Origin of the sequence: Helicobacter bilis, from assembly GCF_001999985.1 — a bacterium.
Lineage (GTDB): Bacteria > Campylobacterota > Campylobacteria > Campylobacterales > Helicobacteraceae > Helicobacter_A > Helicobacter_A rappini.
The window spans coordinates 415,982-428,965 of the sequence record NZ_CP019645.1; the positions used below are offsets into that span (position 1 = coordinate 415,982).

Here is a 12,984-nt window from a genome sequence, read left to right on the forward strand (position 1 = left end):
AACTTTATGCAATACTTAACGCCTTGTCCATGAGTTATTTTCGCCATAGAAATGCAAAATAACAATTGTTTTATTCACAATAAAGGCTTCTAGAGAGTTTGTGCTATGAAGCGATTCATCTTGCTTTTGCACGATTTCTACAGAATCTAGCATGGCTTTTGGTGATGAGGCATCATTATTTAGTCTCTTTGCATAGGAAAGTGAGCTAAAGGCATATAGCCCGATTTCATCAACGCCATTTTGCTCGCTAAAGTCTTTCTTTTTTGCTAAGATTGCACGCATAAGGGAATCTTTTAGCTCTCTATCCATATTGCGTGCAAAGATATTAGAATCTAAAAGCTTATAAAATGCACGATCAATTGAGCTATTATGAAAAATATAAACTTTCACACCGGTTTGACTACGCGATCCGCCAACTCTGCCTACATTCATATCTGCACTTTTACTCGCAATAGCTTCTTGCATATAGAAATCACAACCATCACAAGCATACTGCAAAGCACCAAGCTCAAAACCACTCAATCGCTCATCAATAGCTTGTTGCTGAAGATCACTAGCGTTTGCCGTGCTTGGCTCCGCGGTGCAACTAGGAAAAACAATGCAAACAAGAAACGATATAAAAGATAATAAACAAAACCTATAAACACCCATTGCAATCCCTTTATTTTCAAGTAATTATAACATGTTTAATAAGCATTTATGATACCTTATTAACTACACACAAGATTCTATATCAATCTAAAGTTATATTTTTACATTTAGAATTAAAATGCTGTATGTTTTTTGCTACAATACTAGTTTTTGTTTATTTTCACTTATTTATTCTAAGTTAGGTTTATTCTTTTAGTCAAGATTGTTGTAAAAGATTCTATGTTTAGAATCTAAAATTTATAAAATAAAATGAGATATAAGGCGTTTTAATGTTTATAAAGATTCTACCATTTTTGAGTATTTTGATATTTCGTTTTATTGGGCTTTTTATCGTATTGCCTGTTATTTCCTTGCTGATTGCTACAATGCCTCATGCAAATATTGTGAATGTTGGCATGGCGATTGGTGCGCCCTATCTTTTACAGATGATTTGTCAGCCCTTTTTTGGTCGCTGGAGTGATATTTATGGTCGCAAACCTATCCTTATATTAGGGCTTGTTATATTTCTTATTGGCACGATTATTTGCATGTTTGAAAGCTCGATTTATTATCTCATACTTGGGCGATGTGTGCAGGGTATGGGGGCTATTGGCGGGATACTCACGGCTTTAGTTGCAGATTCTGTAAAAGAAGAGAAACGCACAAGTGCTATGGCATTAATGGGCGTTGGAATCTTTGTAAGTTTTGTTATCGCCATGATATTAGGCTCGATACTTGGCGCACATTATGGGCTAAACTCACTTTTTGCCTTAAGCGCAGTGGTTACTATAATTTCGCTTATTATCACTTTTGTATTTGTAAAGCCAACACCAAAAATCGCTTATGTATATCCAAATCATGATGAGGATAAAGCTTCAGAATCTATGATTAAAAGAAGTATTTTTGCGGTGAGTTTGAGTGGCTTTATTGAAAAATTACTTATGGTTTTAACCTTTGCATTAGTGCCTATTATCCTAAACGAGCATATAGATAAAACACATTTTTGGTATGTTTATGTCCCTGCTATGTTTGCTGGTATTATAGCCCTTGGTCCAACTTCAGTGATAAGTGAGAAAAAGGGCAAATCAAAAGAAGTATTACTTGTAAGCATAGCAATCTTTTTTATCGCATATTTTTGTATGGCATTATGGATTGATAGAATCATTATTTTTGCCATTGGACTTGCATGCTTTTTTGCAGCATTTTCCATGCAAGAAGCCTTATTGCAAAGCATGATAAGCAAGTATGCAAAGGCGAAAAATCGTGGCGGTGTTATAGGCGATTTTAGTGCGGCTGGTTTTGGTGGGAGCTTTGTGGGGGCTATGATAGGTGGCTTTTTTAGTCAATATGAAGCGATTGTTACATGGCATTGGGTGCTTTTTGGCTCACTTATGGCGAGTATGATTCTATGGATTTTTATCGTGATTATGCTTGTTAAAAACCCTGAAACTCACAAAACACTCTACATTCCAATGGATACGATAGGACTAAAAGATTTAGAATCTCTAAATTCGCTTGTAGGCATTAGGGAATGGTATGAGAATTTGCAAGAAAACTTGCTTACCATTAAATATGACACTAAGATTCTAGAATCTAAGCAAATCTATACTTTATTGCAATGTAGGGGAGAATGATGAAAAAACTTTGTATGATATTACTTTTATTTAGCGCATTTTCATTTGGGCAAAATCAACAAGAAAATCAACAAGAAGTATGGCGTAATGTAAAAAGCATTGAGGCAGACTTTACACAAGAGATTAAGGGTGAAAAGGGTGCGATACCTGTCGTGTATAAAGGCAAACTCTATGCAGCAGACAATAAGGTAAAATGGCTGTATGTAGCACCTCTTGCAAAAGAAGTGTATTTAGAAAAGACACAAGCCTATATCTACGAACCAGAGCTAAAACAAGTAACGATTGGGAATCTCAAAGAAAATGTAGATTTCATACAGATTCTAAAGAGAGTGCAAAAGATAGGAAAAGATAGCTATAAAACACAAATTGGCGATATTGCTTACTATGTGATTATCAAAGATTCTAAGCCTTATGAGCTAAAATATACTGATAGTATTGATAATGTCATTACTATACGCTTTGAGAATGTGAAGATGAATGCAAAGATTGATGGCAGCGTGTTTATATTTCAGCCACCAGATGATGTGGAATATATTGATGCAAGTTAAGTGCAATAAAGCTCGTTTTAAGTATCATATTTTTATACACAAAACAACATAAAAAGATTCTATAAAGGTTTAGAATCTTTGTAGCTTTTAAAACTTTGAGTAAGCATAAATCTTGTTATCTTTTTTAATCCATGCGATATTTATGCTAAAATCCACATTTTTTATAAAGGAATACAAATGCTAAACAAAAAGATTCTAGTAACCGGCGGTGCGGGATTTTTAGGCTCACATTTATGTGAAAGGCTACTTGATCGCGGCGATGAAGTGCTGTGCGTGGATAATCTATTCACCGGCACAAAGCAAAATATTCTACATCTTTTGTCAAATCCTAGATTTGAGTTTATGCGACACGATGTAACCTTCCCGCTGTATGTGGAGGTTGATGAGATTTATAACCTTGCTTGTCCAGCAAGCCCGGTGCATTATCAGTTTGACCCTGTGCAAACAACGAAAACTTCTGTAATGGGGGCGATCAATATGCTAGGACTTGCTAAACGCGTGAAAGCAAAGATTTTGCAGGCTTCCACAAGCGAAGTCTATGGCGATCCTGAAATCCACCCGCAAGTAGAATCTTATAAAGGCTCAGTCAATCCTATCGGCATAAGGGCGTGTTATGATGAGGGCAAGAGATGTGCGGAGACGCTGTTTTTTGACTATCAAAGGCAGCATAATCTAAACATCAAAGTAATGCGGATTTTTAATACCTATGGTCCTAGAATGCACCCAAATGATGGGCGAGTGGTGAGTAACTTTATCATTCAAGCGTTGCGTGGGGAGGACATTACCATTTATGGCGATGGGAGTCAAACGCGAAGCTTTTGCTATGTAGATGATTTGATTGATGGAATGATCGCTCTTATGGATAGCAAAGATGGATTCTATGGACCGGTAAATATTGGCAACCCACACGAATTCAGTATGCTAGAACTCGCACAAAATGTGCTTGAGCTTACAGGCTCTACATCAAAGCTTGTGTTTTTACCCCTGCCCCAAGATGACCCAAAGCAACGCCAGCCAGATATAACCCTAGCCAAAAAAGAGCTAAATTTTAGTCCAAAAGTGCAGTTAAGAGAGGGGCTAGAAAAGACGATTGCGTATTTTAAAACTTTGCTTTAGTAGATTTAAAATGCTTGTATTTAGATTTGCCAATCTATAGTGTTATATATGAAATATTAGAGTAGATTCCACCAATTTTAGAAAGTCATTACTTTGCTAAATGAATTAAGCCTCTTAATATATAGATTTTAAAGATTTCATAGCATTTGCCTGAAGTGTGTTCCATGACACAAAATGTGAATAATCTCAACTAAACAGATTATAGATATAGCTGTTTTTGTTTCGTTTGGAAGTTGAAAATATATATTTCGTAACTCTATGTAAAATTATCTTGTAAAAATATTTTGTATTGTATCTTTGGTTATGCTAGTCTTATACAATAACGCTTGCAAAGGCTATCACTATGACTTAGATTTGTTGTAAATAGCCCGTATTCTAGGTTGAAAGGAACTTTATGCAAGTAAACATTGCAAAAAATTACATTTTAGGCGTCGTGGCAGTAGCCTTGCTTGCTTTCTTAAGCATTACTATTGTTAGAATCCCCTCCATTGCTGCCCTTTCTCTTTCACCACTTATTATTGGAATCTTACTTGGGGTTTTACTCTCATTTGTTTATCACAAAAAACAAGATTCTGTTGGGCTTGGCGTAACTTTTAGTGCAAAAAAGATACTTCGCTTTGGAATTATCCTGTATGGCTTTAATGTCTCAATAGCAGAGATTGGGGAAGTGGGCTTTATCGGCATTGCGGCGTGTGTGTTTGTCGTGGTTTGTATCATGGGGCTTGGTGTGTGGATTGGCATGAAGTGGCTGAAGCTTGATAGAGATATTGCGATTTTAGTTAGTGGTGGTAGTGCGATTTGTGGGGCAGCGGCAATCCTTGCTTTAGAATCTTCTTTGAAATCAGAAGCCTATAAGGGCGTTATCGCCGTTGGCACTGTGGTAATCTTTGGTTTAATCGCCATGTTTGCCTATCCCATTTTGTATGCAAGCGACATTATCCCATTCACACACACGCAAGAGGGGCTATACATCGGCTTAACCCTGCATGAAGTCGCAAATGTCGTTGGTGCTGGTGGGGCTATCAGTGATGAATGTGCGAATTTTGCCCTTATCACAAAAATGATACGCGTAATACTGCTTATACCCCTGCTTTTAATTGTCCCTATGCTATGCGGCAAAACGCAAGATGGTGGTGGTAAGAAGCTGCATATCCCATGGTTTGCGTTTGGATTTTTGGGTGTGGTTATCTTGCATTCTTATGTGGATTTTTCGGATAATATTGTTATGGCGTGTAAGTTTGTATCGGCATTTTGTCTCACTATGGCTATGAGTGCTTTGGGTTTGCAGATTGATTTTAAGAAGTTTAAATCCGCTGGTGGTGGGGCATTCATGCTTGCTTTTATACTATTTATTCTGCTTTGTATTGGCGGCTTTTTTCTTGTGTATGGGCTAACAAAACTTGGGTATTTTTAGATTATATAGGGTTTGTAGTCGGATTCTGTGTTGTATTTAGTTATTTTATTTTCTACTCAAATGTTTGTTGTTAGAAGGTTGTTGTAAAAACGAAGTTTATTTTACGGCCCCTTGTATATTTGGATAAATATGTCGTGCTACATAGCAAGATTCTTACTCTCACAATTCTTTGACAGATCGTGTAGAATATACTGTTAGCCACGATGCAACTAGTTTTCTACCAATATCGCAATACTACAATCATCAAAGCTTTTTTGCTCTTTTACTTTTTCTATAAGATTTTCTATATCTTGTTGTTTTTTTGACTTTATCTTGTCCTTCTCTTATTGCTAACATATGTTTTTGCAAAGATTCTATAAATTTATTCTCTCTTTTGCTATATAATCCCTCTGTGCTACCATCTGACATTAATACAAAAGCATGAATATCTTTTTCTTTTATATTTCCTTTTATAATCTTTAATGCTCTTTCTGCATGTTTTGTAGTTACAAAATATGTTTCATTTGCATGTTCTCCATTATCTGGATTTGAGATACATTTAAGTTCATTTCCATAAAGCCCACCAATAGCCCCATCACCTAAATGCCCTATAAGACATTGCTCTCCCTTAATCGCTGCAAACAGCAAGGTAGAGGCTAGGTCTTTTGGTGTACAAACGCTATTAGTAATCTCTTTTTTTATATTTTCTAAAAGAGATTCTAGATTTATTTCTATCTTTTTCTCCATATCCCTATTTTGCATGTTTATTTTATTTGCTATAAAATCCAAACATGTCCTTCTTGTATTCTCTAGTGAATCTAGCACATTTTGTAGCTCATTTATTTTAATACTATCTATATCACTCTCTTTGTAGAATCTCTCTTTAGAGTATTTTTTAATTTTCTCTATTTGTTCTTTTATCTCATTTTTCTTACTATTAAAAGCATTTTTAGCTTTGCTTAATTTTTGTTTTAAGTCATCATGATCTTTTATGTGTGATTGTAGTTTGCTTTTTTTACTCTCTTTATCTTTTATTGCTTTTTCTAGTAAATCTTGTTCTCTTTGTGCGGCTGCTTCATAGCATTGCATGAAGTTTTTAATGATAAGTTTAAACTCTTTCTTTGTTTTTAAAATATGATTATGTAATTCTCCCTGCTGTATCTCTAGCTCATCTTTTTGCTTTTTATATGGTGCTTCAAACATTAGATTCCCATTTTCGTCATATACTTTCTCAACACACCCAGCTTGTTTATCTTCTTCACTCTCACACTCCTTTAAATTATCCGCATGTAAGAGTGAAAAAGAAGCAACACTACACAAAATCATTGATAAAAACACACTTTTACTTTTAACCTCTTTAAATCCCGCAACTATCCTTTAATCTAAAATAAAACTAGATTCTACAAAAAACCAATATCAAGTAAAGCATGAAAAGATTACAAAATTTAGATTCTAAAATTGTCATGTTGAGATGCAGTCGAAATATCTTATTTCGCAAAATTTGGATTCGAGCAAATTAGAATTTAATTTTATAGAATCTAGTAAATCTTAGTTCTAAACCTTTAATCTCTTATATATTTTGCTTGATATTTGTATTTGTTTTTTGTAGAATCTAGTTTTATTTTAGCTTAAAGGATAGTTATGGGATTTAAAAAGTTTAAAAGCAAAAATGTGTTTTTATCGATGATTTTGTGTAGTGTTGCTTCTTTTTCACTCTTGCATGCGGATAATTTAAAGAAATGTGAAAGCTACGAAGGTAGAGAAGCGGGGTGTGTTGCAAAACTATATAAGGATGGAAATCTTATACTTGAAACACCATTTAAAAATGGGGTAGCACAGGGCATAGGAAAAGTTTATTATGAAAGCGGGAATCTTAAAGCCGAAGTGTCATTAAAAAATGGAAAAGAAGAGGGCGTTGAAAAAAGATATTATGAAGATGGGAATCTTGAGTATAAAACACCATATAAAAATGGAAAAATGGAGGGCATAGTAAAAGCGTATTATTCAAGCGGGGATATACAAGCGGAAATCCAATATACAAACGGCAATATCAATGGTATCGTAAGATTCTATGATAAAGAAAAAAGCTTATCTGGCAAGCAAACGCACAAAATGGAAAGATTATTAGTGGAAAATGTGTGAGCGGTAAGGTTATGACAAACGCACACCTTACGAGATTAACTAATGAAATAGATGAATTTGAAATAGGCGGTGATTACTGGTATGATATATGCAAACAATAAATAAAATATAGAATCTTTACTTAAAGAAAGTATTTGAAAGGATAGCATTTGACAAATATTAATGAATGGATGTTGCATACATTGAGAAAAGATGCAGATAAGCTTAATCGTATGCCATTGCAATGGCTTGAGATTGATCGTAATGGCTGGACGCCGCTTGTAGCAAGAGCGATTAGTTTCTTGCTTAATGGTGGCACATTTTTACTTTGCACGGATAAAAAGAGTGCGTGGCTACAACACTACATTCTAAATAGATTAAATACGATTGATACAAAACGCCCTTTTGTGCCTATTTATGCGCTTGATTCTTCCCTTATTGGGTTGATTGAAGCAAAGCAGGGCGAAAGTGTCAAAGATTTGCTTGATATGTCTTATCAAAACTATGCTTTATGGTATATTGGGCAAACTGAAAATGCGATAGCACAATTTAGCTTAGAGTTTAGAGAATCTTTTCTTTGGATATTAGATGAGTCTTTAGAGCATTCCTTTACCTTGCATTCTAATGATTATAATCTTGATTTTAAGCTATTACAAGCATATAGAATCTTTGAAAAAGCCCTTTTTGCAGGAATCTGTGGCGAATTTAGTCTTGAGAATATATAAGGACCACTCATGCAAGAGCTAGATTCTATACATAATACAGAATCCACATTACTACAAGATTCTAATCCGTTTAAAGAAGCAAGAAATACAGAATCTAAACAGAATCTAGATTCTAAAAAAGATATTTCGCTTAACGCTCAATATGACAAGAATATAGAATCTTGCAATATTGACCCCAAAAGTGAAAAGAAAATATCGAGCATAGAATCTAAACATAATTTAGATTCTAGAAAAAATACTTTGCTAAACATGCAAGGCGATAAGATTCTAGAATCTACACCTTTATGGGCGGGTGCAGAGCGTGGAGTGCATTTTGATGGGTTTCTAGAAACTAGTAATTGTAATGTTGAGTGGAGTGGAATATCTAGTCTAAATTCTCAAACAGATGAGAATCTAGAAACCACTACAAACACAAACGAGAATCTTGCGGTAGTATCTTTGAGTGATTTTAGTAGTTTTCAAAGCAAAAGCGAAGGGAGTTATCTAAACGATAACGACCGAATTTTGAGCAAAGAATCCGCGAAAAGCACCAAAGAGACAACGCAATTAAATGAGAATCTAGAATCTAAAACAACCTTTCATGCTCCATCAAAGATCAACCCGCAATTTATTACTACATTCAAAAAATCATGTATCATTATCAGCAATGATTACGAGAGCGAGAAAAACTATCTAAGCAACACTTACGCAAAAGAAGATATAAGGATTTATGATTTAGAAGAATTAAAGATGGATAACGCACATGAGATTATAGAAGAAGCACATATTGCCACCACAAAGGATAAAATCATCGCAATTTTTGCGTTTAGCTACAATCACTACGCACAAAATGCACTCCTAAAGATTCTAGAAGAGCCACCAAGCCATATTATTTTCATGCTATATATCACCGCTAGAAATAAGCTTATACCAACGATTTTTTCACGCCTTGTAGTCTTCAATAAGAGTAAAAAAACGCACATAAAGCCCATCAATCTAGACCTTACAAGGCTTACCATTCCCATGGTATATGAGTATGTAAATAAGCTTGAAAAAGAACATATAAGCTATGAGCAGGGCAGAAATATACTCTCACAGATTCTAGATTCTATAATCGCACATAATATTTTGCTTGATGAAAAGGGGCTAGAGAGATTTGATCTAGCACTAAAAGCCCTATATAGCAAACAAAGCGTACATATCGCGCTTTTACCACTACTTTTATCTTTAGTCAAAGGATAGCTATGAAAATTGAGCGAGTAACAAATATCAATGAAGCTATGAAAAGCGTCGAGCCAGATAATATCGGCTATAAGATTATGAAAGAAAAGACACAGATTCTAGCTTTTAAAATAGAGCAATTAAAATTACAAGCCATGCAGATTCTAAAGCAAGACGCTTTAAGCAATGGTGCAGAGCTTGTAACGCCAAAAGATGCGATATTGTGTCAAAAAACACATTATGACTGCCTTTTATTTGGCACACAAAAAGCATTGAAGCTTTTAATATCAAAAATGCAAATGCAACCCTTTGGATTAAAAACAATCGCACAAGAGCTAAAAATCTTTTTACAACCACAAGAAGACTATGGCAGAAAAATCATGGGGATAATCAATGTAGATTCTAATAGCTTTTATAAAGAATTTAGCAGTAAGGAAGCAATAAGACAAATATATCATTATATAGAACTTGGCATAGACTACATAGACATAGGTGCGGCAAGCTCTAGACCGGGTGCAAAATATATAGAATCTAAAGTCGAACTAGAGCGATTAAAACCCATTTTAAAAGAGATAAAAAAGCTAGATACTAAAGCACAATTTAGCATTGATACCTATAATGAAGAGACGGCAAGAGTTGCGGTTGAACATGGATTTAGCATTATTAATGATATAAGCGGTAAGCCAGAAAATATGATAAAAGTATTGCAAGAAAACCCGCATGTAAGCTATATTTTAACGCATATACAAGGCACACCCAAAACCATGCAAAAGCATTGTAAATATAAGAATCTAATCCTTGATATTGACGCCTTTTTTACGAAAAAAATCGCTTTTTTAAAAGAGCATAATTGCAGTAACATTATCCTTGATGTTGGCATTTGTTTTGCAAAAGATATGCAGCAAAATATCACTTTAATTCATCAATTAAAACATTTTAAACATTTTAACTTACCACTTTTAATTGGTGCTAGTCATAAGAGTTTTTTAACAAGGATTCTAGAATCTCAACCATTTGGGCGGGTGCAGGGCGTAGGGGTGCAAGGTAAAGAGAAATTAGAATCTAGTATCACCTCAAGCGGAACGCAGGGCTTAGAAATAGGAAATCTAGATTCTAATCCGCTTGAGTGTAGTGCGAACATTAACTCGCAAGAATTACAGAGATTAGATTCTAATCCTTGTCATGTTGAGCGTAGCGGAACATCTAACATAGAATCTAAAAAAGATTTTTCGCTCGACACTCAAAATGACAAGATTCTAGAATCTACGCAAACAAACCATGCAAACAAAACCACAAATTCTAGCGGTTGCTCTATGGCTTTGGACGGGCTTTGGCTGAATTGTGATGGCAGGAGTTATCTAAACGATAATGACTGCCCATCTAATTCGCTCAATCGTTCAAATTGTATAGACAAGGGCGAATTTTTACAAAATACAAAATCCACAAAAAAAGGCAATCTACCTGCCACCCTCATAGCCCACTGCATAGCATGGCAAAATGGCGCAAACATAGTGCGAGTCCATGATGTAAAAGAGCATATTGAAGCCTTACACATTATGGAAGCGTTGAGGGCAAATGATATAGATTTATTGTAAAATTCTATTAAAAAACACATTTTAGTAAATGTGAAAAATTAATGGCAAACACAAGATAATTATAGAATCTAAACAGAATCTAGATTCTATAAAAGATGTTTCGTGCTTGCACACTCAAATGACAAGATTATAGACTATTTGCAATTATGTATAAATTTAATATACTAGAATTTATGCATAAGTAAAAGCTAGATAAATATGTTTTTTCATGTGCTTTAAGCGATAAGGTAAGAATGCAAAGACATTTATATAATGCTTTGAATGAGTATATACAATTACAAAAACAAGGCTTAATCACTGAAAACACTCAAAGGAAATTAGCTAATAAGTATCTAGTAAGTTATTCTAGTATTAGAGACTTGATACATAAATACAAAAAAGACAATAGCATAAAAGATAAGTATAAAAAGTTTATTGATAATGCTTTACATAATCACACAAAATACAAAGCATACACAAACTTTTTAACAACACATAAGCTAAACACACCACACAGAATCCGCTCCACATTCTCAACAATATTATATGATTTAACACCTAAGCATAAGCTAGATTTCACAATTATTGAAATGTGCTTGGCTCATAGTGTTGGAAATATGGTTATACAAAGTTATAACCATAGCGAGAGAATGCAAGAGAGAAAAGAATTAATGCAATTTTGGGCTAATTATATAGACAAATTAGCACATGAAAACACATTACAACAAGTAGCAAATAATAGTGATTTATATGTATTAAATCCTAAAATAATGTAAGCGATATAAGCCATAAAGCAAGTAAATCGGGTTTTAAAGGCTATAAGCAAGGCAAGTAATACAAAAGGCAAGGTAAGCAATAACACTAAGCAAAGTTATAAAGCAAACAATAATAACATACTTGCTAATGCTTTGATTGATTATACAGCTTGTATTGATAGTGTGAGTAATATTTGCATAAAATATAATATTGCAAGACAAGCATTTTATAAGTGTAAAGGCAAGTTAGATTTAATGACTGAGAATAGTTTATTTATGTATAATATGTGGGACACATTATTGCCTAAATAACATCAAAGCTAAAAATTAATAAAGGTAAAAGAAAATAATATTGATTAAAATGAAGAATAAGCTGGTAAACTTTTATAATATTGTTACTTATACGCTTTGCTTTGTCTTTTTAGACTTCTATAAGTGTTTGCAATAAAGTCCGATCATCAAAAAACTTGTATATACTATGGATTAGCATACAAAGCAAAAAAAGCCTTATATGATGTGCTAATAGTATTAAGCATATTGATACCTTTGCAAAGTCTAATAATACTTTGCTTGATTATGCAGGTAAAGCCTTTTATAACAATATACAAAATTTGCTTAATACTAAAAGGCATGATAAATTAAGTAATAATATTGACAAGTTAGCAAAAATGATGTGTTTAATGAAGTTTCAGGCACTGATAATGACTTACAAGACAATAACGCTATATTACAAGCTATAATGATTTAATACATGCAAATAATGAAGTATTAAGTAGTTTTGTACTAGTCTTTAATGTTTTTTTTGTATTGTGTGTAATTTTAAATTTGTATCAAAGCTTTAATTAATTTGTAATTTTGTATCGCTTAGTTTGTAACACTTTGTAAAGTGAAAATGTAATATATAATCACTAATATAAAATTCATATAAAAAAGACTTGTATTTTAAGTTATAATGTAAGGGTATTTTAAAAAGATAGGAAAGAAACAAAACTTTAAAACCTTATTCATACGACACAATCGAAACTGAAATCTTTAGAATATGTGTTATTTTACTTGTAGTTTTTTGATTTAATCTTAAAAGGTTATACAAAAGGTTGCACAGAACTATAAAAGGGCTTTTTGCTTAGTGTTTAGAGTATCGGTATTTGAGGCGTTTGGAGTTAAAAAAGTGTAATATTATTCGATTCATTCTATTTTAGTTTAAAAACTTTAAATGTTTTGCTTGAAAAAGATAAGAAATAAAGGTAAGATTCTACTTTTATCACTAAGTATTGTTTTGGTATTATAA

At 33.5% G+C, this 12,984-nt stretch carries 11 protein-coding genes; 9 read left to right on the plus strand and 2 right to left on the minus strand.

The features are described from left to right. Positions 1–15 precede the first annotated feature (15 nt). A complete protein-coding gene (locus tag XJ32_RS01925; protein WP_005219428.1) occupies positions 16–651 on the minus strand; it encodes a hypothetical protein in 636 nt (211 codons plus the stop codon). A 269-nt stretch (positions 652–920) separates the two neighbouring features. Here XJ32_RS01925 and XJ32_RS01930 point away from each other — a divergent pair, with 269 nt between their 5' ends. The 4 genes from XJ32_RS01930 (at position 921) to XJ32_RS01945 (ending at position 5,342) form a co-directional block, all read left to right on the plus strand. Further along, the gene (locus XJ32_RS01930) at positions 921–2,264 is read left to right on the plus strand and encodes an MFS transporter (RefSeq protein WP_077388173.1); all 1,344 of its coding nucleotides are present in this window, start codon (positions 921–923) and stop codon (positions 2,262–2,264) included. After that, positions 2,261–2,812, plus strand: a complete 552-nt coding sequence (lolA, locus tag XJ32_RS01935; protein ID WP_077388174.1) for a LolA-like outer membrane lipoprotein chaperone — start codon at positions 2,261–2,263, stop codon at positions 2,810–2,812. The genes XJ32_RS01930 and lolA overlap by 4 nt, the downstream gene beginning before the upstream one ends. 177 nt (positions 2,813–2,989) lie before the next feature. Further along, positions 2,990–3,928: a UDP-glucuronic acid decarboxylase family protein gene (locus XJ32_RS01940; RefSeq protein WP_077388175.1), complete on the plus strand. Its 939-nt coding sequence runs from the start codon at positions 2,990–2,992 to the stop codon at positions 3,926–3,928. Positions 3,929–4,322: 394 nt separating this feature from the next. Beyond that, complete coding sequence (locus XJ32_RS01945; protein WP_077388176.1) at positions 4,323–5,342, plus strand: YeiH family protein; 1,020 nt, start codon at positions 4,323–4,325, stop codon at positions 5,340–5,342. Positions 5,343–5,585: 243 nt separating this feature from the next. Here XJ32_RS01945 and XJ32_RS01950 read toward each other — a convergent pair whose 3' ends face one another. Continuing rightward, positions 5,586–6,659 carry a protein phosphatase 2C domain-containing protein gene (locus XJ32_RS01950; RefSeq protein ID WP_155761427.1) on the minus strand — a complete coding sequence of 358 codons (1,074 nt, stop codon included), beginning with the start codon at positions 6,657–6,659 and terminating at the stop codon, positions 5,586–5,588. A gap of 303 nt (positions 6,660–6,962) precedes the next feature. Here XJ32_RS01950 and XJ32_RS01955 point away from each other — a divergent pair, with 303 nt between their 5' ends. From XJ32_RS01955 to XJ32_RS01975, 5 genes are all read left to right on the plus strand, one after another. Further along, complete coding sequence (locus XJ32_RS01955) at positions 6,963–7,463, plus strand: toxin-antitoxin system YwqK family antitoxin (RefSeq protein WP_254422421.1); 501 nt, start codon at positions 6,963–6,965, stop codon at positions 7,461–7,463. A 149-nt stretch (positions 7,464–7,612) separates the two neighbouring features. Continuing rightward, entirely contained in the window at positions 7,613–8,167 is a 555-nt protein-coding gene (locus XJ32_RS01960; protein WP_077388178.1) for a HobA family DNA replication regulator, read from the plus strand. Between the two features lie 9 nt (positions 8,168–8,176). Continuing rightward, a complete protein-coding gene (locus XJ32_RS12580; protein ID WP_254422422.1) occupies positions 8,177–9,388 on the plus strand; it encodes a DNA polymerase III subunit delta' in 1,212 nt (403 codons plus the stop codon). Positions 9,389–9,390: 2 nt separating this feature from the next. After that, a complete protein-coding gene (gene folP / locus XJ32_RS01970) occupies positions 9,391–10,962 on the plus strand; it encodes a dihydropteroate synthase (RefSeq protein ID WP_077388179.1) in 1,572 nt (523 codons plus the stop codon). A 233-nt stretch (positions 10,963–11,195) separates the two neighbouring features. Then, complete coding sequence (locus XJ32_RS01975; RefSeq protein WP_254422423.1) at positions 11,196–11,717, plus strand: site-specific integrase; 522 nt, start codon at positions 11,196–11,198, stop codon at positions 11,715–11,717. Positions 11,718–12,984 lie beyond the last annotated feature (1,267 nt).